27 protein-coding genes and 1 pseudogene are annotated in these 22843 nt (G+C 66.9%); 11 read left to right on the top strand and 17 right to left on the bottom strand.

Going from position 1 to position 22843, the window contains the following annotated elements:
- Positions 1–7: 7 nt before the first annotated feature.
- Positions 8–337, top strand: coding sequence for a hypothetical protein (locus tag AB0H78_RS31355; protein WP_363238054.1), 330 nt, complete (start codon positions 8–10; stop codon positions 335–337).
- Positions 313–729: a PIN domain-containing protein gene (locus AB0H78_RS31350; RefSeq protein WP_363238053.1), complete on the top strand. Its 417-nt coding sequence runs from the start codon at positions 313–315 to the stop codon at positions 727–729. Before AB0H78_RS31355 ends, AB0H78_RS31350 begins: the two co-directional genes overlap by 25 nt.
- A 49-nt stretch (positions 730–778) precedes the next feature.
- On the opposite strand, the gene AB0H78_RS31345 is transcribed toward AB0H78_RS31350, so the two are convergent.
- Positions 779–1309 carry an ATP-binding protein gene (locus AB0H78_RS31345; RefSeq protein ID WP_363238052.1) on the bottom strand — a complete coding sequence of 177 codons (531 nt, stop codon included), beginning with the start codon at positions 1307–1309 and terminating at the stop codon, positions 779–781.
- Positions 1310–1575: 266 nt separating this feature from the next.
- Here AB0H78_RS31345 and AB0H78_RS31340 point away from each other — a divergent pair, with 266 nt between their 5' ends.
- The 6 genes and pseudogenes from AB0H78_RS31340 to AB0H78_RS31315 all read left to right on the top strand — a co-directional run bounded on the left by AB0H78_RS31340 (position 1576) and on the right by AB0H78_RS31315 (position 6841).
- Positions 1576–2427 (top strand): helix-turn-helix transcriptional regulator, encoded by an 852-nt coding sequence (locus tag AB0H78_RS31340; RefSeq protein WP_363238051.1) that lies wholly within the window; start codon positions 1576–1578, stop codon positions 2425–2427.
- 9 nt (positions 2428–2436) lie between these two features.
- Complete coding sequence (locus AB0H78_RS31335) at positions 2437–2628, top strand: hypothetical protein (RefSeq protein WP_363238050.1); 192 nt, start codon at positions 2437–2439, stop codon at positions 2626–2628.
- A 99-nt stretch (positions 2629–2727) separates the two neighbouring features.
- Positions 2728–3630 carry a hypothetical protein gene (locus AB0H78_RS31330; protein WP_363238049.1) on the top strand — a complete coding sequence of 301 codons (903 nt, stop codon included), beginning with the start codon at positions 2728–2730 and terminating at the stop codon, positions 3628–3630.
- 782 nt (positions 3631–4412) lie between these two features.
- A pseudogene (locus AB0H78_RS31325) lies at positions 4413–5178 on the top strand (IS5 family transposase).
- Between the two features lie 175 nt (positions 5179–5353).
- Complete coding sequence (locus tag AB0H78_RS31320) at positions 5354–6181, top strand: hypothetical protein (protein WP_363238048.1); 828 nt, start codon at positions 5354–5356, stop codon at positions 6179–6181.
- A gap of 27 nt (positions 6182–6208) precedes the next feature.
- Positions 6209–6841, top strand: a complete 633-nt coding sequence (locus AB0H78_RS31315; RefSeq protein ID WP_363238046.1) for a hypothetical protein — start codon at positions 6209–6211, stop codon at positions 6839–6841.
- A gap of 361 nt (positions 6842–7202) precedes the next feature.
- On the opposite strand, the gene AB0H78_RS31310 is transcribed toward AB0H78_RS31315, so the two are convergent.
- Entirely contained in the window at positions 7203–7661 is a 459-nt protein-coding gene (locus tag AB0H78_RS31310; RefSeq protein WP_363238045.1) for a hypothetical protein, read from the bottom strand.
- Entirely contained in the window at positions 7658–8134 is a 477-nt protein-coding gene (locus AB0H78_RS31305; protein ID WP_363238044.1) for a hypothetical protein, read from the bottom strand. Before AB0H78_RS31305 ends, AB0H78_RS31310 begins: the two co-directional genes overlap by 4 nt.
- 146 nt (positions 8135–8280) lie before the next feature.
- On the opposite strand from AB0H78_RS31305, the gene AB0H78_RS31300 reads away from it, so the two are divergent.
- A complete protein-coding gene (locus tag AB0H78_RS31300; RefSeq protein WP_363238043.1) occupies positions 8281–8844 on the top strand; it encodes a dihydrofolate reductase family protein in 564 nt (187 codons plus the stop codon).
- A gap of 273 nt (positions 8845–9117) precedes the next feature.
- Here the strand turns inward: AB0H78_RS31300 and AB0H78_RS31295 are convergent, their stop codons facing one another.
- Positions 9118–9420: a hypothetical protein gene (locus AB0H78_RS31295; protein WP_363238147.1), complete on the bottom strand. Its 303-nt coding sequence runs from the start codon at positions 9418–9420 to the stop codon at positions 9118–9120.
- Between the two features lie 150 nt (positions 9421–9570).
- On the opposite strand from AB0H78_RS31295, the gene AB0H78_RS31290 reads away from it, so the two are divergent.
- Together AB0H78_RS31290 and AB0H78_RS31285 are read left to right on the top strand one after the other, a co-directional pair.
- Positions 9571–9840, top strand: a complete 270-nt coding sequence (locus tag AB0H78_RS31290) for a hypothetical protein (protein ID WP_363238042.1) — start codon at positions 9571–9573, stop codon at positions 9838–9840.
- 69 nt (positions 9841–9909) lie between these two features.
- Positions 9910–11424: a S1 RNA-binding domain-containing protein gene (locus tag AB0H78_RS31285; RefSeq protein ID WP_363238041.1), complete on the top strand. Its 1515-nt coding sequence runs from the start codon at positions 9910–9912 to the stop codon at positions 11422–11424.
- Here the strand turns inward: AB0H78_RS31285 and AB0H78_RS31280 are convergent, their stop codons facing one another.
- From AB0H78_RS31280 to AB0H78_RS31220, 13 genes are all read right to left on the bottom strand, one after another.
- Positions 11425–12045, bottom strand: a complete 621-nt coding sequence (locus AB0H78_RS31280; RefSeq protein ID WP_363238040.1) for an SMI1/KNR4 family protein — start codon at positions 12043–12045, stop codon at positions 11425–11427.
- Positions 12042–12611, bottom strand: a complete 570-nt coding sequence (locus tag AB0H78_RS31275) for a DUF4240 domain-containing protein (protein ID WP_363238039.1) — start codon at positions 12609–12611, stop codon at positions 12042–12044. The genes AB0H78_RS31280 and AB0H78_RS31275 overlap by 4 nt, the downstream gene beginning before the upstream one ends.
- 223 nt (positions 12612–12834) lie before the next feature.
- Positions 12835–13467: an OmpA family protein gene (locus AB0H78_RS31270; RefSeq protein ID WP_363238038.1), complete on the bottom strand. Its 633-nt coding sequence runs from the start codon at positions 13465–13467 to the stop codon at positions 12835–12837.
- A 4-nt stretch (positions 13468–13471) separates the two neighbouring features.
- A complete protein-coding gene (locus tag AB0H78_RS31265; RefSeq protein WP_363238037.1) occupies positions 13472–14059 on the bottom strand; it encodes a hypothetical protein in 588 nt (195 codons plus the stop codon).
- A gap of 15 nt (positions 14060–14074) precedes the next feature.
- The gene (locus tag AB0H78_RS31260; RefSeq protein ID WP_363238146.1) at positions 14075–14644 is read right to left on the bottom strand and encodes a pilus assembly protein TadG-related protein; all 570 of its coding nucleotides are present in this window, start codon (positions 14642–14644) and stop codon (positions 14075–14077) included.
- Between the two features lie 35 nt (positions 14645–14679).
- Positions 14680–14925 carry a hypothetical protein gene (locus AB0H78_RS31255; RefSeq protein ID WP_363238036.1) on the bottom strand — a complete coding sequence of 82 codons (246 nt, stop codon included), beginning with the start codon at positions 14923–14925 and terminating at the stop codon, positions 14680–14682.
- Positions 14926–15050: 125 nt separating this feature from the next.
- The gene (locus tag AB0H78_RS31250; protein WP_363238035.1) at positions 15051–15917 is read right to left on the bottom strand and encodes a response regulator transcription factor; all 867 of its coding nucleotides are present in this window, start codon (positions 15915–15917) and stop codon (positions 15051–15053) included.
- A gap of 37 nt (positions 15918–15954) precedes the next feature.
- Positions 15955–17211, bottom strand: a complete 1257-nt coding sequence (locus tag AB0H78_RS31245; protein ID WP_363238145.1) for a histidine kinase — start codon at positions 17209–17211, stop codon at positions 15955–15957.
- 186 nt (positions 17212–17397) lie between these two features.
- Positions 17398–18288: a DUF5936 domain-containing protein gene (locus tag AB0H78_RS31240; protein ID WP_363238034.1), complete on the bottom strand. Its 891-nt coding sequence runs from the start codon at positions 18286–18288 to the stop codon at positions 17398–17400.
- A gap of 16 nt (positions 18289–18304) precedes the next feature.
- Entirely contained in the window at positions 18305–19246 is a 942-nt protein-coding gene (locus AB0H78_RS31235) for a type II secretion system F family protein (RefSeq protein WP_363238033.1), read from the bottom strand.
- Between the two features lie 73 nt (positions 19247–19319).
- A complete protein-coding gene (locus AB0H78_RS31230) occupies positions 19320–20663 on the bottom strand; it encodes a CpaF family protein (protein ID WP_363238032.1) in 1344 nt (447 codons plus the stop codon).
- Entirely contained in the window at positions 20660–20965 is a 306-nt protein-coding gene (locus tag AB0H78_RS31225) for a hypothetical protein (RefSeq protein WP_363238031.1), read from the bottom strand. The genes AB0H78_RS31230 and AB0H78_RS31225 overlap by 4 nt, the downstream gene beginning before the upstream one ends.
- Positions 20966–21258: 293 nt before the next feature.
- Positions 21259–22809 (bottom strand): AAA family ATPase, encoded by a 1551-nt coding sequence (locus AB0H78_RS31220; protein ID WP_363238143.1) that lies wholly within the window; start codon positions 22807–22809, stop codon positions 21259–21261.
- Positions 22810–22843: the final 34 nt, after the last annotated feature.

Raw genomic sequence — 22843 nt, 5'->3', positions numbered from 1 at the left:
TTGTCGCATGGCGACTTCCGCAGATTTCGGGCCGGACGAAGGCCCGGCACAAAAGGTCAGCGTTTCCATGCCAACGGGGCGAATCGCCGCCGTCAAGGAGCGCGTTGGGGCACGAGGGTTCTCGGCCTACGTAAGCGAGGCCGTTGGCCGGCGCATACAGCGTGACTTGGCAGAGGAGCTGATCCAGGCAAACGAGGCAGAGTCGCCCCCCATCTCCCAGGAGATGCATGACCGCGCAACGGAGGCAATCCGCGCGGCCAAGTCGCTGGCCGCGCTCGAAGCGGCCGACGGTGAGGCACGGGGGGACGTTTCATGGCACGAGCACGAAGCCAGCTGACCAGCGGGATCCTCCTCTTGGACAGCGAGGGGCTGTCCAAGACCGTGAACGCCGACGCGCAGGTGACCGCGTACCTCAGGGCCGCCCAGAACGAGGACATGCTGATCGCCGTCAGTGACTTGACCCTGATCGAGGCCTGGCACTCGAAGATCAAGATGGATCGCTTTCGCTGGAATGTCTCGCGACTCGAAGTGCTGCCAGTGACGGAAGCGATTACATGGAAGGCCATTGACCTGCTACGGGATGCAGGTCTCCACGGGCACAAGTACGCCATCGACGCGGTCGTCGCGGCCACCGCGCTCAGCCATCCCGGACCTCGCGTCATCCTCACCTCAGACGCCGATGACATGCGGAAGCTCTGCGGCCGACACGCGCAGATCGAAGAGATCTGAGCGCACCGGCGCACAGCGGGGCTGGACCGCAGGGACGTTGCGGCCCAGCTCATTCCCGGAACGCGGTGTCCAGGCGCGGCAGCGGGCCGTCGACGCAGACCGTGGCGAAGGCGGTGGTTTCCTGAGTCGGTAGTACCACCCAGGTGCGGGTCCCTCCCGTGGGTTCATGGGCCGGACCCAGACCCCAGGTGCCGCCGCACGCCTTGACCAGACAGACCAGCACACGCAGGCTCGCGCGGCGCCGGGCGTCGCAGGCGGCAGCCAGGCGGGGGTGGGTGTGACGGGGGTGGGCGTCGTACGCGACCAGGTGAAGGGCGTCGTCGCGATGACGGAGGGAGAGGTAGATCTCCGCCTCGGACGGGCTGAACTTGGCCGCGCAGGCGGCGAGTTCACTGGCGGCGAGGACGGCGGGGTCGGTGAGGGGCCCGAGGCCGTGCGCCCGGAGCGCGGACGCGGTGGCGATCCGGGCGACGGCCGCGCTGCGAGGGGCTGCGGGGAGGGTGAGGCTGTAGGCCAGGGCGGGGATGGGGCCGGGGACTTGGAGGGGCTCCGGACACTGGGTGATGGTGGCTCCGTGCATGGCAACTCCCTGAGCGGTTTCGGGTGTTGTTGTCGGGTCGCGGCGGGTGGTGTGCCTGTCTCCCTGACGCGGGGCCACCCCTCCCAGGGGAGGAGGTTTCGGGCAGCATCGCGTGATGCACTTCCAACTGCCTTGCGTAGTTGATGCGTTACCCACCGTAGGGCATAGAGGAGTACACGTACTACCTTTTGTGGAAGAGTTCCCGGTGGACCGATCACTCACCCCGGGGCACACTGAGCGCAGCACCGGCCTGAAGGGGAGAGCGCATGCCGCCGAGGAGCACGCCCACCGCGCGCCAGAAGCGGCTCGGGGCGGAGCTGCGCAAGATGCGGGTCGCGGCGGGGATCGGCACGGAACAGGCCGCAGCCCTGCTCAAGGTTCCCCGTACGAACATCCCCAACATGGAATCCGGCCGATCAGGAATCAGCGCGGCCCGCGTACGCACCCTCGCCGACAACTACGGCCACCAGGAGGGGGCGTTCATCGATGCCCTCGCCGCGATGGCAGGTGAGCGCCAGAAGGGCTGGTGGGAGGCATACCGCGGCCAACTCCGCGAAGGGCTGCTGGACATCGCCGAGCTGGAGTGGCACGCGGTCGCCCTCCGGATCGCAGTCACCGTCCATCTGCCGGGCCTGCTGCAGACCGAGGACCAGGCCCGCGCGGTCTTCGCCCAGGTCATCCCCCGGCTGTCCAGGGCCGACCTCGATGCCCGTCTGGCGTTCCGTATGGACCGCCGACGAATCCTTGACCGGCCCAACCCGCCAACGGTCGAGGCGATCATCCACGAGGCAGCCCTGCGTATCGAGTTCGGCGGGACCGAGACGACCCGAGCGCAGCTCACGCACCTCCTGGAACTCTCCGAACGGGACCACATCTCCCTTCGCGTCATCCCGTTCAAACGGGGCGGATTCCCGGGGTCGGGCCAATCCGTCGTCTACGCCACGGCCGCCGTCCCGAACCTCGACACCGTCGAACTCGACGCAACCCACGGTCCCGAGTTCCTCGACACGGACGTCCAGCTCGCCAAGTACCGTGCCCAGCTGGACGGGCTGGCGCACCTGGCGCTGCACCCCGAGGAGTCGCGCGACCACATCAGCGAACTGGCCCGCCACCTTTAGGAGATCACCATGTCACCCGTTCACTGGGAGGATCCCTTCTGCGGCGAGGGAGCCAACTGCTTCCGCCTCGGCACGGACGCCGAAGGTAACGCCTACATCGCCATCCTCGGCGAGGAGGACCGTTACCTCACCGACAGCCGCGAAGCCCTCCGCACGATGATCCGCGACATCAAGGCCGGCAAGGCGGACCACCTCCTCTAGCGTCTCCACACTTATCCACAGGGCCCGACGGCCGGCAGCCCGCTGCGGGAAGGTAACGGAATGGATGGGCTGCGGAGGTTCTCCGAACACGGGGTGCTGGTGAGCAGGCGGGCTCTCGAAGCGGGCTGGACCTCGGACCAGTTGAAGCGGAGCCTCCGCGACGAGGCGTGGAGGCCGATCCGGCGAGGGGCCTGGGCGGAGCCCGGGACGGAGATCGACAACGTGCTGCGGCTGCGGGCCGTACAGCAACTCCGCCCGGACCTCACGGTGAGCCACCGAACGGCGGCGGCACTCCACGGGATCGAAGTGCCGGTCGAACGCACCGAGTTCACGAGCCTCACAGGGCGTCGCACACTCATGACCGACATCGTGCAGCACCAGGTCCCCCTCACCGAGGAAGCCGTGTGGACACGCCAAGGCCTACGCCTGACGAACCCCGCCCGAACCATCGCCGACCTCCTTCGCGAGGGCCCCCGCGACGAGGCACTCGTCGCCCTCGACTCCGCACTCACGAAACGCCGCCCGCAAGGGCAGGCGCGCCGACCGCCCCTTGTGACGCTCATAGAGGTACGTACAGAGATCGGCTCCACCGCAAAGGGAGCGAAGCAAGCAAGAACCTGGCTCGCATACGGCGACCCTGGCGCGGGCTCCCCGGCGGAAACCCTCGCCCGCCTGCGCATAGGGGATGCAGGGCTCTACCCCGAGTCGCAGGTGCGCATGGTGACCCCGCTTACCGGGCACGTGCGCTACCCGGACTTCTACTTCAGGCAAGCGCGCGTGATCGTGGAGATCGAGGGCTACGCCTTCCACGGAACACGCGCAGCCCATCGCGAGGACGCGGCCCGCTTCAACGAGCTCCAGCTCTGCCCCGAGGTCCGGATGATCCTTCGGTATCCGGCATCGGTGGTGCTCCACCAACCCGCGAAGATGATCGCGGAGATCCGCGCCGCGGTCGGATCCGCCACCGGTCGACCGCTGCTCACGAATCCCTCGGGCGCGTGACGCCTTCGTGTGCCCGCTGCGTGACCAGAACTCGCGCCCGGCGGGCGGGTGGCTACGGCACAAGTAGGACGCGACTCCCGCGTGGTGGTCGAGTGCAACTCAAGACGAAAAGGCTACGTGGCTAGGGTGCGTGGTCGGTTGGCGCACCTCCGTCCGTCTCGTCGCTGTCTGCGGCAGCTCGCAAACTGACGGGTCCCCATGACCGTGAGAGAGCGGCCCGGATTTCCCACCTGTCCTTCTCACACACCAAGTTGAGATCCGTGCGGTGAAAGACAAAGGCGCAGCAACGGCAGGAGCGGGTGGGATGGTTACGGTCCGTCCGCCGACTGCAGACGGGTGGGTGGCAGACGGGCGCGAGGGGCTTTCCGGACCCCTAACTGAACAAACACAGCCCAGCGTCAGTAGCCGACGACGACCCACTCCTTCTCCTCCAGGCATACCTGCAGGTCAGAGACCTACCCGCCACACCTCCACTTAGTTCCGAATTCAAGTGAGTCACTTAATGGGGCGCTCAAGACCGCACGGCCCGCCGAGACCTCTCCGTAGATGCGTCTTTCGCTCGGTGACCGTGCTCCCCGCCTCCTGCACTCGGAGGACTTGCCGGGGGTGAGCGGACGGCGTGAATGGGGTTGTGTGAAGGGGATTGCGCAATTGCGGGCCACTCTCTTAGAGCTCGTAACACGACCTTGTTGAGGTGCCCTGGTCGGGTGTGACTGGTAGGGCGATTAGGCCCTTCGCGGAGTGTGAGTACTCGGCCGTGGATCGTGGACGACGACTTGTGGATGCTGATCGAGCCGCTGCTACCGCCCTGGCCCGCGAGGGCGCCGGGGCCGCAGCCGGTGGCGGACCGACTGTCTGTAGGGCACCCTGCATGTGCTCCACAACGACATAGCCTGGCAACTCCTGCCACTGGAACTGGGGTTCGGCTCCAGGCAGTCCTGCTGGCGACGCCCGGACCTCTGGCAGCAGGCTGGAGTCTTCGAGCAACTGCACCGCATCCTGCTCGCCGAACTCAACGCGGCCGGCGAACTCGACTGGTCCCGCGCATGTGTGGACGGCTCACACATCCGCGCAAAAAATAGGGGGAGCAGACACCGGTCTGTCGCCGGTCGACCAGCGGAAAACGGGCAGCAAGCACCACCTGATCTTTGACGGGCGCGGCACTCCGCTCGAGGTCATCACTACTGCGGCCAACGTCAACGACGTCACACAGACCCTCGCCCTCGTCGATGGCATCCCGCCCGTGGCCGGACGGCCCGGCCGCCCGCGCCGCCGCCCCGAATCACTTCTCGGCGACAAGGCCTACGACTTCAACCCCAACGGCGTGAGCTGTGCAAGCGGCGGATCCTTGCCCGTCATCTCGCGCAAGGGCGCCCCCAACATCAAGGGCCTGGGCAAACTCCGGTACGTAGTGGAGCAGACCTTCGCGCTCTCCACCAGTTCAAGCGCCTCGCCGTCCGCTGGGAACGTCGCACCGAACTCCACGACGCCTTCGTCGCATTGGCCTGCGGCCTCATCTGCTGGAGACGCCTCAAGAAGATCCGCTGATGATCCTCTTGCAAGCTTTCGTGGTGACCCACTGCGACATAAATGTGCTCACGGAACAACACGAAACATCTTCAGCACCACCTCACCCAGGGCTGCAACTAGGCGAGTTCGATGTAAACGGAATGACCAAGGGCGAGTTAGTCGTAACCCTTGCCACATCCCTCAGGAGGGGAGGATGGTCGAAATGAAATATCGGCCAAATAGTCACCTCGGCCCGAGCGTAAAGGAGATCGTCATGGCTCGTGAGTCAACTTCCGATGCGATTTCTGCGGCAGCAGTGAGCAACATCGAAGAGGCGATCAGCGACGGCGGCCCCGTGGTGCGAAACTTCCCCACCCCGGGGGCCCCACTTCTCAATACCTTCTACTTCCAGTACTCCGGAGACGACCACCACGTGCAACAGGTAATCGCCCTGCCTGATTTTCCGGAGAACGGGAAAATCGAGATCGGTATGAATGACGAAGGGCGCCAGGCGGACTACTTCTTCAAAGTGGGTCACTATATTGGCCACGATAGTCGATTCCGGCAGTTCTCCAGGTCCCTAGACCTCGGAGTGACGCGACAGGCGACCTTTGAAGGCGGGCGACCCTCTGCAAGCATGATATTCGTCCTGAGTGGATTCCAGCTTGCCTTCCGTGGAGCGGACCACCATCTCGACGAGATCGGCATATTCGAGTCGGATGGGACAGTGACGGTTCGACTTAACGACAGAAATGATGACGACACATTCGTGTTCAGGGTCAGCTATTGCTACGCGTCTCGGGATTTGTTCTCTTCGGTAGGGCTGGCACGCGGGAGTAATGCCAAGGGCGGGGCTCGTAAACCGATCCCCGACGGACAGGCCGTGATACGGGGGTTCAACATGAACTTCCGCTCAAAGGACCATCACATCCGTGATCTCGGCGCCGTCCTCCCGGGTGACGGCCGAGCTGAGGTGTACTTCGAAGACAAGAATGGTGACGATGGGTTTGACTGGTCGCTGGGATGGGCCGTTCTGCGGTGAGGCCACCCGGCGCGGCTGGGAGGAATTGTGGGCCTCATTGAAGCAGCGATGGGCGGCCTAGGCGCGTTCCTCGTAGGGACCGGATCCCTCGTCTACCTGGTTTTAAAGAACCGGGAGCGCGAGCGCGTACGGCAGCGTGAACGGCGGCAGGAGGCATCAAAAGACTATCTCAAGTCCCTCGGCCACACATGCGCAATGCTCGACAACATACTTATCGACGCTGGCAACGCGGATAACCTCATCTTCGAGGCCTCTAAGTCGTTCGCGGAAATGCAAGGCATCGGACAAGGTCAACTCGTGACGCTGTTCGGCGCCAACACACCCGTCAGTTGGGCGGACAGTGCCTGTCGACAGCTCCTTGGCAAAGCCCTCGACATGGCGGGCCAAGCACGCAAGGCATACGCAGAGGAGCGGTCCGGCGAAACCGTGCTGCAGACCAGCAGCAGGATCCGGCACCTCACTGGGACGACACTGGACGGTCTACCCCGCGATCTCATGCGTTGGACTTTGGAGACGGCAACCGAGAGGTGGCCGAAGCCTCTTGTGCGCTTCGAGGACCACTGGGTGAACGACGCGCAAAAGGTCGCGCAGGAGGCGGGCCTTCCGCTGCCGGATGCGCTCGTGTCGGACGGTGGGCCGTTACAACGGCCGACACAATGAGCCGAGCTGTCGGTGGGTGATGAGACAGCAGGCGAATTTGAGGAACGCCACGCCGCATTGAACTCCACGACGCCTTCAACCCCCAAGAGACTCAGTCCATGATCGTGTTACGAGCTCTTACGGCCATGGAAACCCGTCAGTTTGCGAGCCGCTGCAGACGAATACGATACGGACGGAGGTAGGCCGACCCACCACGCACCTCGGCCACGCAGCCGTTTCGCTTGTAGCCGCGTCCGTCCCGCCGTGCGCGGCCGCACTCCACCTTGGCCGTAGCCACCGGCCCGTGAGGCGCGAGTTCTGGTCACGCAGCGGGCACACGCAGGCGTCACGCGCCCGCGCCCGCGACAGCAGGCCGGGTCAATCAACGCTCGGACGACTCCACCGTCAGCTCCGAGGCGGCTACCAACACCCCTCCGGTGGAGAGCCATAGGAGCCATTGGTCGAACTCACCCTCCTCTGGATCCTTCCGATACATCGGGAAGGTCTGCAGGCGTAGCCCGTCGAAGTCGAACCGGGTCTCCAGCGCGGGCGGTTTGATCACGACGCCGGTCAGCGGTCTGCCTTCCAGCTGGGTGAGCGCCTCTTCGAGTCCCTCGTCCTCGGAACCGACGAGGACCTGGCCGGCCGTCTCCAACCGCCAAGCGGTCATCTGGATCCACAGGTGCCACTGCCCGTAAACACGGCCCGACTGGTCAGGTGGTAGTGGCTTGCCAAACTCCATGGTCACGAAGCTCCCGATGCCCCGCCGGACGTCCCACGCGCGCTGTCCGAGCAACGGGCCGATACGTCGGCAGGCCTCGGTGGAGTTGACGGCCGTCATGCGGTGACCGTCCAACGCGGCCCAGGGCCGACGACGAGAAGCCGGCCTGACGGCATGCGGAAAGTCCAGTCCGGGGGCGCTGAAGGGTCATGGTGACGTACGGGAAAGATCGTCAGCTGAAGGTCCCCGAAACGCATCCGGGTGTCCCAGCCGGGCAGTCGTAAGTGTAGCTCGGTCATCTCCCGTCCCGCCAGCACAGCGAGGTCCTCGGCCAACCGCTGCTCATGGTCGCCGGAAGCGGCCACAACGGCGTCTGTTTCGGCCGTCACCCGGTCAAGGCGCCAGGCCACCGCGTGGATCGCCAGCCATCTGAACCCGGTCTGTTCTGTCCCGTCGTCTCGGAGTCGCGTGAATTTGAACTGAAGACCGAACCTGCCCTCTCCGTCAGGTGGAACATGCACTCTCTCCACCGTGCTGCCGATCAGGCGGGCCACCAGTGCCTGTAGTTCTTCGACGTCTGTTGTCTCCTCCATCGCGGACAGTATGGGGACGGGTGACCCGCTCCTACAACGGAAATTGACTGCTCCAAGGCCACATGCGAGCTCGGATTGCGCGCCGATGAGTTTCCCGCGCCGCGTCGGTCTGTACGCGTGAGAGCGACTCACGGGAGGCTGGCGCCATGCGGAAATTGGTCTACGGCATGAACGTGACCCTGGACGGCTACATCGCCGCGCCCGGCGACGACATCGGCTGGAGCACGCCGAGCGACGAGCTGTTCCAGTTCTGGTCCGACCAGTTGCAGGCGACCGACCTGTCGCTGTACGGACGCAAGCTCTGGCTGACGATGAGTTCCTACTGGCCGACCGGCGACCAGCAGCCCAACGCCACCCCGGCGGAGAGCGAGTTCGCGCGCCGCTGGCGGGACATGTCGAAGGTGGTGTTCTCCTCGACGATCGACAAGGTCGACTGGAACACCCGCCTGGTCACCGGCGACGCGGTCGCCGAGATCACCCGGCTCAAGGCCGAGGACGGCGGGCCGATGGACATCGCCGGCGCGACTCTCGCCGGGGCGGCCATGCGGGCCGGACTGATCGACGAGTACGTGCTGGCCACCGCGCCGGTCCTGGTGGGCGGCGGCACGCCGTTCTTCGCCGCGATGGACAGCTGGGTGAACCTGAACCTGGTGGAGACGCGGACGCTTCCCGGCGGGGTGATCCTGACCAGGTACGAGACGAGGCGCTGAGCGCACGTCACACGGAACGTGGCGGCTGGCACCGGGCTCACATCTCGGCCAGGAACGCTTCCAGCCCGTGCTGCCGGGCGATCAGGCTGCCGCAACATCAAGGCCGGCAAGGCGGACCACCCGCTGTATCCGGCGCGGTCAGGGCGAGTGTAGGGTCTCGCGGCGCACGTCATAGCGCGTCGCGCTGACCAGCTGTTTCTCGAGTTGTCTCACGCAGTGGCCGGGGGCTCTCGTCTCAAGACGAGTGGCATTTCCTCACGACCGCCTTGGCGCTCATGCCGGACGGGCGGCGATGTGCTGGCGGGCGGTCCTCCAGCCCTCTTCGAGTTCCTCGGAGGTGAGCGGCAGCGGGTCGTGACCCTCCCACTCGGAGACGGGCAGTTCGGCAGTGATCCCGAATCTGCTGTCGTGCTCGTCGAGGCGGCCTGCGTCAAGGGCTCGCTGCCATTCTTCGAGGGAGGCAGCCGCAATCGGCGTTAGGTCAGGCCCTTCGAGCTCGATCTGCCGGATCACCCAGCCTTCGGCATCGACCTCGAAGTAGAACCAGGTGTCTTCCTCGTCCCAGTAGCAGCGCATCCATGTGGTCACCAGCCAATGGTCCCAGGCGGTGTTCTGTCCGCTCACCGAGGCGCTGTCAGAGCCATGGTGGAGGATCACGCCATGCTGATTGCAACCAATGCGGCTGGGCGAGTGACGAAGACGCCCTCGAAGCCAGCAATAGGCAGGATGCTGGCGAACCTCCATCGTGGGAACGCGCATCTGATCCTGGAGAACGTGGGGGAGGACATCGAGGGCAGCTTGTACACCCAGGTGCTGCTGCGCGACGACAACACGTACCAACTCGAGTTCCGGGACGGCGTAGCGGCCGAGCACTATCAGACGCGGACCATCTCCCAGGTGAAGATCCTGACCGCCTTGCTCGGCTGGGCTGCCGGCAGGACGGACTGGAGAAGCAACTTCATGTGGAACAACATCGGCTCGGAGTTCGCGGACTGAGTGCTTGCCCCCTCGATGCGCAGTGGCACTGCGCGTTGCCGCGTCCGAACCATGCTGGAAGATGAGGGCGTGCTGCCCTACGTCTATCGCGTAACCAAGTACGATCCCGCCGACCGTGATGAACACGGCCACTACACCGGCGCCGAGGACACGGTCAGCGACCACGGCCAGGTCGAGGGTGCCTACCTTCAAGCAATCGAGGCGTTCGCCGCAAACACCGGCATCGAGCGCCTGGAAGTGCGCGAGCCGCACCTCCCGGTGCCATTCGTGAACTTCGGGCTGGAGCCACCGATGGACGGCTTCGGGCTGGACGGTCTCTTCCCGACCGGGCCGGACGGTTTCCACGATGGCGCGGAGGTCTCGGTCGGCACCGCGATGGATCTTGTACGGGTCATGCTGCGCGACGGTGGCGCCTGGTGTCGGCTGGAAGTGGAGGGCACCTTCGCCGTGCACGTGGGCTGGGACCAGTACATGTACATCGGCAGCAGCCGGCCCTGCGAAACCGCTGCGGCCCGGACCCGCTCGCTCGGGTTGTTCCCAGAGCGGGTCGATGCCTCGCCGTACGACTTCGAAGCCGATGGCGAAGGTTTCCAGCGGCCGGCCGACGACGAATTCTGGGCCCAGTTGCGCTGGTCGATGGCGGGGACCAACGCCAAGGTCCTGGAAGAGCAGTCCGCCTACAACTCCGGGCGATGGCATCGCCTCACCCCTGACAACATCGACACGATCCGCGCCGGGCTCGCTCCCCGTGCCCGGCTGGCTATCTGGCCGGACCTGTCCTCCGACATCGACGCGGTACTCGCCACGCTCCCCGCCGAGGGCCACGTCGAGTGTGTCTGGCAGGGCAGTGATGGGCGGATGCACAGCGCCACCGCCGACGAAGACGAGTTCCCGGAGCTGGCCGCCCGTCTCTCCAGCGCTTCCGCCGCGATGATCCTGTCCATGTACGCCGACGACCGCGTCCCGCTGCTCGCCGCCGTCATGCCCGACAGCGACGGAGTGGCACGCGCCCGCTGGGAGATCGACCCCACACCGAGCACCCGGAATTGGGCCTTCCTCAAGACCCTTCACCGAGGCGAGATCATCACCGGCCGGGTGACCCTGATCGCCGATTTCTTGGTCACTTTCGTGGACATCGGCGGCTTCGAAGGGATGATCAATATCCCCGAGCTGTCATGGCGCCCCTTCAACCATCCTTCCGAGGTCGTTACCGTCGGCCAGGAGATCAGGGCCGAAATTCTCGACGTAGACCCGATCCGCGAACGCGTGTCGCTGTCGCTCAGGGCCCTGCAGGAAGATCCGATGCCACTGCTCGCCGGGCAGGTCGGCCAGACCGTCGTCGGCCGCGTCACCAAGCTCGTGCCGTTCGGCGTGTTCGTACGCATTGAAGAGAAGAAGAACGGCTTCGAGGGGCTCGTACACAACACCGAACTGGGCGACGGAAACCCCGACCATCCGCAGTTGGTCGTCCAGGTCGGCGACGCACTCCCCGTGAAGATCCTGGACATCGACCCGGCCCAGCGCCGCATCACCCTGTCGCACCGACAAGCGATCTCCCCCTGCCAGGACGAACCCGGAGCCTGATCAGTCCAGGTCTTCCGGATCCTGAGACCACCACCCTCGATCAGCCTGCCAGTCCTGGAGCCAGGAAACGAAGTCGACTTCCGGCTCTGCTTCCTCTTCCGCATCGGCGTAGGGGGCCGCGCATCCGTCGCCCAGCCACCAGACTCGGCCACGTTGAGGTCCAGTCACGATGAGTATCCAGAACTCACAGCTGCGGTTGCTGCCCAGGAGGATCGATCCGTGCTGATAGATGCCATGGAGGAGGGGCGAGTGCTGGTCGTGGTCGTAGTAGTCGTACTCCCACTGCCATTCCTCCTTGAGGGGAAATGGCACCGCGGGCTTCCGTAGTGCCGTGCCATCGAATGGATCGGGACTCAGCCAGCACTCAGCTTCCCAGAGCTGCCAGCTCTCGGGGAGTTGGCCCAGTGCGAGCAGCCCATGCGGGTCGGATGGGCCTTCCTGGGTGCCGTTGGAGATCTCCGCGACGAACGTGCGGTACGGCTCCGGTAGTTCAAAGGCCCGTTCGGCTTCCCATGCCTGAACTCCCGGCCAGCCGAGAGGAGGGCGGCGGCGTTCGTGTGGAATGGCATCGCTGAGGGCGGACATCGCAATGCGGAGTCGCTGCCTGGCGAGATCTGTCACGGGGTGTCATGGAGGAAGAGGGCGGTGAGCCGCGGGAGTCGACGTCGCATCTCGTCGGGGTCGTCGAAGTCGAAGTCTTCGCCCATGTCTTCGGAGTCGTGTCCGGAACTGTCTCGTGAGGCTCTGTGCTCGTCCCAGGCCTCGTAGAAGTCCTCGCCATCGCCAGAGATGCGCTTGAACGCCTCACTGGCGGCGTAGTTGACCTCCTCGTAGAAGAGAGCCTCGTCACGGTACACCTCTGCGGCGCCGATCACTGACGGGTCCTCAGCAAGACTGTCTGGGCAAGCCGCTGCCTTCTCGTACCAGTCGCGGCCCAGCGCGATCAAGCCGCCGCGGAAGTCCATGAAGCCGTCGTCCGAGCAGCCGCCGCCGAGGAGGTAGGCGGCAGCCCACACGTCCCAGCGATACACCGCGTCATGCACGTCGTCGAAACGTTCCTGGTAGCGGAGGATGCCGTCCTTGGTGCAGGCGGCCAGCTCGTCAACCAGAGCTTCGGCGAAGGGCCTGTCTGGCCCGCCGACCGAGCGTGCGGTCTCGATGATGGTCCAGAACTCAGAGGCGTCCATGGCTGGGCACTCTGTCAGTTGGGTCTAACAACGGCTCCTGCTGGCGCGGATGGCCTTCATAGCCAAACCGTTGCGGCCCTGACGACCCGCTGGCCGAGCGGTGTGAGGCTTCATGGGCGGCCTCGTTCGGCTCGTTCGAGCAGTACGCCACTAAGTTCGATTCTCGCTGTGCTTATGCAGCGAGTATTGAGTCCCTACAGGCCGATCAAGCCGCCTCGCAGTGCTAGGTGGCCGTGCGGGGGAAGGAGACCTCGACTCGGCGGTTCTTCGTGCGGCCCTCTTCTGTGGCGTTGGAGGCGATCGGGTAGTCCTCGCTGTAGCCGCGGATCAGGAAGGTGATCGCGGAGGAGGACGGGAGGGATTTTGCGAGTTCCTGCTGTACGGCGTCGGCGCGCTGCTTGGAGAGCACCTTGCCGTGTTCGTAGGAGCCGAGGTCGTCGGTGAAGCCGAACACGCGGACGTTGGTGGCGTGTTGGGCGCCGATCTCGGTGGCGATCGCCTTGATGCGGGAGGCCGCGAGCGGGTTGAGCTTGGCGCTGTTCTTGGAGAACAGGACCTCGGCCTGGAGCGCGAAGGTGGTGTCGGAGGGGGTGTCGGAGCGGCGTTCCTCGCCGCCCAGGTCCTCGACGACGGACTTGATGTCGATGATGCGGGAAGGCGCGAGCGTCGCACCGTCACCGAGTTTGAGGTTGGGCGCGGTGGGGCTGATCGTGGGGGCGGGGGATGTTGTCGTTCCGCCGGGTGGGGTGCTGGGGGTGGGGCCGGCCGCGTATGCGGTTGTAGGCGTGGCCAGAAGGAGGGTCGCGGCAGCGAGGGCTACTGCGGCCAGCGGGCTAGGGCGAGTTGATGGCGACATGGGGTCACTCGCCGTCGGTGAGGTCGATGGTGGCGGGGGGCATGTCGGCGATCTGGAACTCGACGGACTTGGTGCTGGCGGGTGGGGCGGGGAACTGAGCGTAGAAGTCCTTCTCCGCGTTCGCGAGGAATGCACCGTCGAACTTTGTGCACAGGCAGCGGCCACTCGTGTCGCGGAGGATCAGATACTTCTTCTTCCCTACCTTGTCGACCAGAGAAGCGCCGGCCATAGAGGCTGAGTTTCCTGCGAGTTCAGACTCGTCACCAGCCCACCGGCCCAGAGCAATCACCTTGCCGCTGGTATTGGCCACCTTGCCACTGATCGTGACGAAGCCGCCTGAGTCCCGGAGGGCCGACGTAATGGTGAGCGTGACGCCCTCTCCCCCCTTGACTTCTGCCAGCGGGGCATCCGATGTGGGGGTGGCGGACGGCTGCGCCTTGTCACCGCTCTGCGTCTTCTGGACGGGGGGAGACGACGTGCTCGACTTACCCTTGCCATCTCCGCCCCCACCGCAACCAGCCACCGTGAGGGCCAAGCCACTTGCGATCGCTACCGCGGTCAGCGCCCTGCGGGCCTTCCTGGTGTGCCGCATACTCATCTCTCCCACTCACTCAGCCAGATGTACCGAGAACAGATCCTTCGCCTCGGGTAGCGCAATGTCGTTGAGGTGCTTGGGGTCGATCTTCCACGGGGGCTGGTCACCACCACAGTCGAATTCGATGAAATCATCGGCGTCCCCCGACGTGAGCGTGCAGCGTGGCTCGATGACGGCCACCGCGTGGGCCTTGGCGTGGCTCTCCGAGGTCACGGGGAGGATGGATTTGCCCGCTGTGTAGTTCGTCGTGATGCTTGCCCTGAACGCGGGATATCCCTTGACCGTGGTTGGCGCCAGCCCATCGAGCGTTGCCTTGTTGTCCGCCGCAAGCTGTGCAGCTGCCGCCTCTCCCGTTCCCTGAAGTGGTAGCTCGATCAGTAGCCACTTCGTCGCATCAGCTGGATTCCCCAGGGCGTTGATGAACCCGTCAGCCAGTTCATCCCGGACGTCCTGCGCTGCCGCCAGCGCCGACGCATCCGCTGCCGACTGAGCACCATTGCGCGCGACCGCAGCCTGCGCAAAGGCGAAGTAGGCAAACGCGAGAAAGAGCAGACTGCCCACTACGACCACGTAGATGGGAATCGTCTGCCCTCGATCGCCTCGACGCTGGAGATGCGTCAGCCTCCGCTGGTGATGTTCGTGACCGCTGTACTGATCGCGTTCGAAATCGTCCCCTGCAACCCCAACCCCCGCACAGCCACCACAATCAGCGCCACAATCACCAGCAACCCCCCGTACTCCACCACGCTCGCCCCGCGATCCCCCGCCCGCTTCCCCATCCGCGCCACCACCGTGTCGCGCCACCCGCCCACCGCGATCTGCGCCCGGGTAATCGCCCTCAGCCTGGTGTGTCGCTTCGCCATGGTGGTGAACCCCTTTGGATGACTGTGCCTGCGCGTGTGCGGTCGTCCCCGTATTTGGGGCAACGTACGGGGAATCGGAGCCTCCGGCAGAGGGCCCACGGACCCATCTCCGGGCCCAAAGCAGCTCAGCCATGGCCGCGGCCCGCCGTCCCCAGCCACACCGCTATCGCTTCGCTTCTGGTCGTGCTGTGCAGTTTCGCGAAGATGCGGTTGATGTGGTTCTTGACTGTCTTCTCGCTGATGAAGCAAGTGGCGGCGATCTGCTGGTTGTTCATGCCCGATGCGATCAGGTCCATCACCTCCACCTCCCTCGAACTCAGCCCGTGGCGGTCCCCCTGTCGAGACTGTCCCATAAGTGGTTGCAGATGCGAAGAGGTTGGGCGGAATAGGGTGGGTTCCCGGTACGTGGCGTCCTGTCCGTACGCCGACCCCAGGCCTTCCGGCAACCCAGTCCCTACCGTCCCCCGCACATGCGCCACCAGCGCGTCCTGCGCCGACGCCGAGAACCGGCCCCTGCCCGCCTTCATGTCCCGTACCGCGCCCACCAGTTCGTCCGCGGTGAACTCGCCGTGCACCAGGTACCCGCCCGCTCCCAGCCGCAGCGCCTCCTGCACGATCTCGCTCTCGCGGCTGTACGTCAGCATCATCACCGGGGCGATCCGCACCAGGTACGGGAGCGCCGAGATGCCGTCCACCCCCGGCATGCGCACGTCCAACAGCACCACATCCGGGCGGTGTTGCTCCGTCTCCTTCAGCGCCTGGCGGCCGTCCGCCGCCTCCGCCACCACCTGGATGTCTTCGCGCGCGCCCAGCAGGGCGGTCAGGCCCGCGCGTACCACCGGGTTGTCGTCCGCGATCACGATCCGGAGCGCGGACGGGGTCGGCGGTGGGCTGTGGATGCCCAGGGGGGTGTGCTCGGAGCGGGGTTCGAAGGTGTGGGCGTGGGTGTGCTGGGAGACGTGGTACGACGATGATTCCGTCGGGGTCGGCATCGTGCGGTCTCCTCTCGGGGAGGGTCGGGGCAGGGTGTCAGGGGCGGGGCAGGTGGGGGGTGAGCGCGGCCATCGGGAGGTCTACGCGGACCTCCGTGCCGCCCTCGCTCCTCCCCCGGCCGATACGGATCCGTGCGCCTATGCCGGCCGCGCGCTCGACCATGCCGACCAGGCCGAAGTGGCCTGCCCGGTGGAGGTCTTCGAGTGACGTGCCGCGCGGGAGGCCGGTGCCGTTGTCGATGATGGAGAGATGGAGGTCGGAGAGGTGCGGGTCGGGGCCGTGGGCGTCGGTGGCGAGGATGCCGATCTCCACCGTGATGCGGGTCGCGTCGGCGTGGCGGTGGGCGTTCTCCAGGGCCTCCGTCGCGATCGTGAGGAGGTGGCGGGCCACCGCGTGCGGGAGTACGGGGGCGGGGGACGCGCCCACCGGGATGAAGTCGGTGGGGATGGTCGTACGGGTCGCGAAGTCCCGTACACGGGCTGAGAGTTCGGTCGCCACGTCCACGCCGCCCATGTCGTGGTCCGCCTTGCGGCGCAGGTCCGAGAGGATCTCGCGGGACTCCGCCGCCGCCCTGCGAGCCGAGCGGGCGACCATGCCCGCCTGGTGTTTGACCGTGAGCGGGTCCATCCGGTCCGCCGACTGGGAGAGGCTGTCGGCCGCCAGGGCGAGACCGTGGAGGGTTTTGGCCACGGAGTCGTGCATCTCGCGGGCCAGGCGGGTGCGTTCCTCCTCCACCGCGTCATTGACCGCCAGGCGCGCGGTCGCCTCGGAGAGCGCCTGGGTGGCCGTACCGAAGCGGAACATCAGGTTGCGGAGGGTGACTCCTATGACTCCGGCCGCGATGCAGAAGCCCGTGAGGAGCAGGGTCGATGCGGGGCCCGCCATGCGGACGTGCCAGGCGGAGTACGCGGCCGCCAGGAGAAGGATCTGGATGAGGGTGAAGATGCCCGCCCCGCGCCAGCCGTAGAGGAGGCCGGCGAGGAGAGGGGTGCAGACCGTTGCGTAGCCGAGGGTGGAGTCCGGGGACGCGGTGAGCAGCAGGACCGAGCCGAAGATGAAGTCCAGGAGCATCAGGGAGCGGTACTTGATGAGGAGAGGGCCGAAGACCTCCCAGTCCCGGAGCATCGCGTACGAGCCGACGAGGCTGAAGACGATGGCGGCGCCGACCAGCCAGACGCCGAAGCGAGAGTTCGCGCGGTCGAGTGCGAATGGGGTCCCGATCGCGATCAGGGCCAGCCTGAACCCGAAGACCTGTCTGCACAGGGCCTGCAATGCGTTGAGCTGGATCGGCAGACTTGGGGCGGGTGCGTCGTCCTCGAACGCTGACGCGGGGGCCGGGGTGGTGAACGCGCCACCCTGGAGCAGGGGTGCGCTCGCGGTCACCGCCGGGGGTTGTGCCCACCCGTTCCGCCCTGCGGAACGACTGCCCACAACTGGGTTTCTGGTCACCGCTGTTCCCCTCCTCCCCTGTGTTGAGTGTCAGTTGCCGAAGAGCTGGCCGAAGTCCGTGTTCGAGCCGAGGAACATGTTCGCCGTGATCAGGATGAGCGTGGCCGGGACCATCGTCATCAGGGTGACCATCGTGGTCTTGGGAATCGCCTTGGCCGCGCGGCGCCGGGAGTTCTGGGCGTCGGTGCGGCGCATGTCGGTCGCGATCTGGATGAGGGTGTCCGCGATGGGGGCGCCCAGTTCCTCGCCCTGCTGGAGCGCCGTCACGAACTGGCTGACCTGCTCGGATTCATTGCGGCGGCGCAGTTCGTCGAAGGCCTGGCGGCGGCTTACGCCCATGTCCATCTGGCGGAGTGTGATGCGGAGTTCGTCCGCCCAGGGGCCCGCGTATTTGTCGGATACGCGTTCCAGTGCCTGGCGGAAACCGAGGCCCGCCGAGACGACGACCGCCAGGACGTCGAGGAAGTCGGGGAGCGTGCGCTCGATGACGTCCTTGCGGTGGCGGATCGCCTGCCAGATGGTGACGTCCGCCGCGAAGGCCCCGTAGGCGAGCGCCAGGATCGCGAAGATCAGCATGCCGTTGGTGAGGAGCGCGAAGCCCGCGAAACCGCCGAAGATGCCGAAGACGGCTCGGCGGGCCGCGTAACGGTCGATGGTGAGGCCGCCCGGGTTGCCCGCCATGTCGATGCGGCGGCGCTTCTTCTCGACCTGTTTGGGACCCATGGTCTTGAGGACCGAGGGGGCGAAGCGCATGCCGGCGCGGTCGATGGCCGCCTCCAGGCCTTTGACGCGGGTGGCGCCGACCTCCAGGGCGATGGCCAGGTCCTCGGGGATCTTCGCTTCGGCGCGGTACATGCGTACGCCGATGAAGATGCCGGCGAGGGAGAGGCCGAAGAGTGCGGCCAGGAGGAGTCCTGTCATGGTGTCCTGTCCTCCCTCAGACTTCGATCTTGCCCAGGCGGCGCATCGCGATGAAGCCGATGGCGTAGAGGGCCATGGAGACAACTACCGCTATTTGGCCGATTGTTGAGCCCGTCATACGGGCGAGACTGCCCGGGGCCATCGAGTTCAGCATGACCATCGCGCCCAGGCCGAGGAGCGGGAGCGTGTACGCGGTGGCGTTCACCTCGGCCAGCATCGTGACCACCTCGCGGCGGGTTTCCTTGCGCTCCTCCAGGGTGGTGGTGAGGTTACGGAGGGAAGCCACGACCGTGCCGCCTGCCCGGTTGGAGAGGATCAGGGTCGTGACGAGGACGACCAGCTCGCGGGAGGGGAGGCGGTCGGCGAGTTCGGAGAGGGCCTCGTCGATGGAGCGGCCCAGGGCCAGTTGGTTGGCGACGGTGGAGAGTTCCTCGCCTGCGGGCGCTTCGAGTTCGTCCGCCGCCATGGAGAGGGCTGTGCGGAGGGCGAGGCCTGCGGCGGTGGCGTTGGCGAGGATGCGGGACAGCTCGGGGAGCTGGTTGATGAACGCCTCGATGCGCTTCTGGCGCTGCCAGTTGAGGAAGGTGTTCGCTGCCCAGAGGGCGATGAGCGCTGCGACCGGGCCGAAGAACGGGGCCAGGAAGGCGGCGGCGACGGCCCACAGGACGCCGGTCGCGAGGAGGGCGTAGACGAGGAACTCACCGGGGGTGAGGTCCAGGCCGGTCGCGGCGATCCGGTGTGCGATGCGCTTGCCTGCGGCTGTGCGGCGGAGGCGGGTGTCCACGGCCTGGAAGTGGCGGGTGCGGGTGCCTGGCGGGGTGTGGCCTGTGGTGATGGCGAGGCGCTTCTCCAGCTCTGCGTGCTGGGACTTGCCTCTGATGTAGGTGAGGAGGCCTGCGATGGCCAGGGTCGCGCAGGCGAGGGTGGCGGCGATTGCCACGTAGGCGGGGGTGGTCATCGGGGCTCCCTTCGGGGGTGGGTGGAGGGGTGCGGGCCGTGGGTGGTTTCGGGGGCGCGGGCTTTGGATGCCGTCATCGGGCCTCCCTCAGTTGGAGGGGGGTCAGTTCGTCCGCCACTCCGTAGGCGGGTGGGATCGGTTCGTTCGCCAGGTAGAGGCGTTCCGCGACTCTGCGCGGGAGGGGGAGGTGCTCGAACTCGCCGTGCACCACCCTGTCCGCCGACATGGGGCGGGACCGGAAGCGGGAGACCGTCGCGATCTGGAACTGTTCGCGGCCGTGCGAGGTGAGGATCGCCAGTTCGCTGATCTTGCGGGAGCCGTCCGCGTGGCGGGTCAGCTGGACGATCACGTCCACCGCGCTGTTGATCTGGTCGCGCAGCGCCTCGAAGGGGATCTCCACCTCCGACATCGAGCCGAGGGTCTGGAGGCGCATCAGCGCGTCCTCCGCGCTGTTGGAGTGGACCGTGGCGAGCGAGCCGTCGTGGCCCGTCGACATCGCCTGGAGCATGTCGAGGGTCTCGCCGCCTCGGACCTCACCGACGATGATGCGGTCCGGGCGCATACGGAGCGAGTTGCGGACCAGGTCGCGGATGGTGATCTGGCCCTTGCCCTCCACGTTGGCCGGGCGCGTCTCCAGGCGGATGACGTGGGCCTGCTGGAGCTGGAGTTCGGCCGCGTCCTCGACGGTGATGATGCGTTCCTGGTCGGGGATGAGGCCGGAGAGCGCGTTGAGGAGGGTGGTCTTGCCGCTGCCCGTTCCGCCGCTGACGATCACGTTGAAGCGGGCGCGTACGAAGGCGGAGAGGAGGAGCAGGAGTTGCTCGTCCAGGGTGCCGAGGCTGATCAGTTCGGTGAGGCGGTACGCGCGGGGGAAGCGGCGGATCGTGAGGGTGGGGCCCGTGAGGGAGAGCGGCGGGATGATCACGTTGACGCGTTCGCCCGAGGGGAGGCGGGCGTCGACCATGGGGTTCGACTCGTCGACGCGGCGGTTGACCGTGGAGACGATGCGCTCGATCGTCTGCATGAGTTGCTCTGTGGAGGCGAAGCGGAGGGGGAGCTGCTCCACGCGGCCTGCTCGCTCCACGAAGATCGCGTCCGGGCCGTTGACCATGATCTCGGTGATCGAGGCGTCTTCGAGGAGGGGTTCGAGTACGCCCAGGCCGAGTGCCTCGTCCACTACGCGGCGGATCAGCTGGGCGCGTTCGGAGGTGGAGAGGACCGGGCCCTCGCGGCTGATGATGTGGCCGAGTACGCGTTCCAGGCGGGCGCGGCGTTCGGCTGCGGCGAGGGAGGACATCTCCGCGAGGTCGATCTCCTCGAGGAGTTTCGTGCGGTAGGTGGCTACCAGGGGGCCGTCCTCGCGGGCCGTCTGGGCGTGCTCCTCGGGGGTGGTGACCATGCGGGATCGCAGGCTCATGGGGTGGCTCCTCCCTCGGTGGGTCGGTCGTCCCTGGGCATCGTCACGGATCGGGTGATCGGGCCGAAGGGGTTCACTCCGGGGAGTACGGAGGGGACGGTGACGGTGGCTTTCGCGGTGACCGTGTCCTGGGTGCTGGCGATGGATACGGAGGTGTCGTCGCTGAGCCAGCCGCTGACCGCGGAGTTGCCTGCGGCCTGGCCCGAGCCGGGGGTGAGGGATTCGCTGCGGGCGGCGGTTCGGGCTGCGGTGCCGGCCTGGTTGGCTGCGTAGCCGATGAGGCCGAGCTGGATTGCTGCCATCGCTACGAAGAGGAGGATGGGGAGGAACCCCGCGAATTCGAGAACGGAGGTTCCTCGGTCGCTGCGGAGGAGGTTTCGTCGGGAGTGCGGGTCCCGCTGCGCGGGCTTTACTCCCCTACCCCGCCCCTTCCCGCTGCGACATTCTGCGGCTCCGCCGCGGGCGGGGCCGCCGCCCCGGACCCCCTTTTCGGGGGCTCCGCCCCCGGACCCCCGCTCCTCAAACGCCGGAGGGGCTGAATATTGCGCAGCCCCAGTTCGGGAAGGGGCGGGTTGGGGAAAAACTCCTGGCCCCCTCACTCCCCTTCACCCCCCTCCGCCGCCGCAGCCGCATCCCCGTCCACCTTCCACGGGAAGTTCCCCGCACCCGGGAACAGGATCGGGGTGTTCAGCTTCACCTTCGCCCGCCACACCGCACCGTCCCGCGTGCACGTCGCCGCCCCCTGCCAGCTCGCCGGGAGGCGTTTGTCCGCCGCCGCCTGGCATGCTGCCGCTGGGTCCTCCCCCGCCGTGGCCGCCGCCGTCGCCGCCCGCGATGCCTCGTCCGCCGCGTTGCCCGCCAGGGAGAACGTGTAGCCCCACAGCACGCACTGCCACATCGCCACCAGTACGAAGATGATCAGCGGCGCCATCCCGGCGAACTCGATCATCGCCGCACCCCGGTCGCCGCCCCGCCTCCGCAGCGCCAGGCCCGTGCCCTTCGCGGGCGGGCCTGCGGCCGTCGACGAGCGGGTCAGTTCCAGTTCGGCCGCCAGCGTCCAGAGCGCCTGCTTCACCGTCCCGCGTGCGTCCAGGTCCTGCATGCGGCCCGCGTCCACCGCCGACTGAAGTTCCTTGAAAGCGGCGGGGATCGAGGTGCGCGAGACCTTCGTGCCCGTGATCCGTTCCACCAGCGGCGGCTGGATCTCCGTGGAGCGGGACGCGCGGTTGACCACCGTCGTCGTCTCCTCCGCCTTGCGGATCTGCAGGCGGTCCCACATCCGGACCATGCGTTTGGCCGCGCGGACCGCGACCACGTCCGGGGTGACCAGGAGCAGGGCCCGGTCCGCCATTTCGATGGCCGCCGCGTTGGCACCGTTCATCTGCGTACCGCAGTCGACGACCACCACTTCGTAGCGGTTACGGAGGGACGAGACCACCTGCCGTGCCACCCGGTCCGTGACCTCCTCGCCCCGTTCCCCGTCGCCGGGGGCCAGCAGCAGGCCGATGCCCGTGGGGTGCGCGTACACCGCGTCCTGGAGCACGCGCGGGGAGATGTCCGAGATGCCCGCCAGGTCGACGATCGAGCGGCGGAACTGGACGTCGAGGTAGGACGCCACGTCCCCGGACTGTAGGTCCAGGTCCACCAGGGCGACCGTATGGCCCGACGCGACTGCCGCCAGGGCCAGTTGGACCGCCGTGAGGGTCGTGCCCACGCCGCCCTTCGCGCCGGAGACCGTCACCACTCTCCCGCCGGGGCCGCCGCCCATCACCTCCGCGCTGCCGCCGAGGTGGCGTCGTACGCCCGTCGCCCAGGACGCCGCGTTCTGGACGCGGGCCGACAACTCCTCGTAGCCCAGCGGGAGTCCGACCAGGCCCCGCGCGCCCGAGTCCATCGCGGCCGTGAAGAGCATGGGGCCCGCGTCGGAGGTGATCAGGACGACGCCGCAGGCCGGGAAGCGCAGCGCGACCTCGCGGATCAGCTCCAACGCCGGTGCGGGGCCGATGCGTTCGTGGACCAGGACGACCTCGGGGAGTTCGTCGATCGACTCCGAGGCCAGGCGCGCCAGCATGTCGAGGAGCGAGGTGGAGTCGACGACCGGTGCGTACGGCTCCGCGTCGGGGAGCTGGCTGAGGAGGGTGGTCATCGAGCGGGCGGCGTCCAGGTCGCCGACCGCCGGG

The organism is Streptomyces sp. NPDC050738, assembly GCF_040654175.1.
Taxonomy (GTDB): domain Bacteria; phylum Actinomycetota; class Actinomycetes; order Streptomycetales; family Streptomycetaceae; genus Streptomyces.
This window is presented reverse-complemented; position numbering and strand designations above follow the sequence as displayed.

Coding starts and splice junctions, on each gene's coding strand:
- AB0H78_RS31355 (WP_363238054.1), top strand. CDS start 8: ATGGCGACTTCCGCAGATTTCGGGCCGGACGAAGGCCCGGCACAAAAG.
- AB0H78_RS31350 (WP_363238053.1), top strand. CDS start 313: ATGGCACGAGCACGAAGCCAGCTGACCAGCGGGATCCTCCTCTTGGAC.
- AB0H78_RS31345 (WP_363238052.1), bottom strand. CDS start 1,309: ATGCACGGAGCCACCATCACCCAGTGTCCGGAGCCCCTCCAAGTCCCC.
- AB0H78_RS31340 (WP_363238051.1), top strand. CDS start 1,576: ATGCCGCCGAGGAGCACGCCCACCGCGCGCCAGAAGCGGCTCGGGGCG.
- AB0H78_RS31335 (WP_363238050.1), top strand. CDS start 2,437: ATGTCACCCGTTCACTGGGAGGATCCCTTCTGCGGCGAGGGAGCCAAC.
- AB0H78_RS31320 (WP_363238048.1), top strand. CDS start 5,354: ATGGTCGAAATGAAATATCGGCCAAATAGTCACCTCGGCCCGAGCGTA.
- AB0H78_RS31310 (WP_363238045.1), bottom strand. CDS start 7,661: ATGACGGCCGTCAACTCCACCGAGGCCTGCCGACGTATCGGCCCGTTG.
- AB0H78_RS31305 (WP_363238044.1), bottom strand. CDS start 8,134: ATGGAGGAGACAACAGACGTCGAAGAACTACAGGCACTGGTGGCCCGC.
- AB0H78_RS31300 (WP_363238043.1), top strand. CDS start 8,281: ATGCGGAAATTGGTCTACGGCATGAACGTGACCCTGGACGGCTACATC.
- AB0H78_RS31295 (WP_363238147.1), bottom strand. CDS start 9,420: ATGCGCTGCTACTGGGACGAGGAAGACACCTGGTTCTACTTCGAGGTC.
- AB0H78_RS31290 (WP_363238042.1), top strand. CDS start 9,571: ATGCTGGCGAACCTCCATCGTGGGAACGCGCATCTGATCCTGGAGAAC.
- AB0H78_RS31275 (WP_363238039.1), bottom strand. CDS start 12,611: ATGGACGCCTCTGAGTTCTGGACCATCATCGAGACCGCACGCTCGGTC.
- AB0H78_RS31270 (WP_363238038.1), bottom strand. CDS start 13,467: ATGTCGCCATCAACTCGCCCTAGCCCGCTGGCCGCAGTAGCCCTCGCT.
- AB0H78_RS31265 (WP_363238037.1), bottom strand. CDS start 14,059: ATGCGGCACACCAGGAAGGCCCGCAGGGCGCTGACCGCGGTAGCGATC.
- AB0H78_RS31255 (WP_363238036.1), bottom strand. CDS start 14,925: ATGGCGAAGCGACACACCAGGCTGAGGGCGATTACCCGGGCGCAGATC.
- AB0H78_RS31250 (WP_363238035.1), bottom strand. CDS start 15,917: ATGCCGACCCCGACGGAATCATCGTCGTACCACGTCTCCCAGCACACC.
- AB0H78_RS31240 (WP_363238034.1), bottom strand. CDS start 18,288: ATGACAGGACTCCTCCTGGCCGCACTCTTCGGCCTCTCCCTCGCCGGC.
- AB0H78_RS31235 (WP_363238033.1), bottom strand. CDS start 19,246: ATGACCACCCCCGCCTACGTGGCAATCGCCGCCACCCTCGCCTGCGCG.
- AB0H78_RS31230 (WP_363238032.1), bottom strand. CDS start 20,663: ATGAGCCTGCGATCCCGCATGGTCACCACCCCCGAGGAGCACGCCCAG.
- AB0H78_RS31225 (WP_363238031.1), bottom strand. CDS start 20,965: ATGGCAGCAATCCAGCTCGGCCTCATCGGCTACGCAGCCAACCAGGCC.
- AB0H78_RS31220 (WP_363238143.1), bottom strand. CDS start 22,809: ATGACCACCCTCCTCAGCCAGCTCCCCGACGCGGAGCCGTACGCACCG.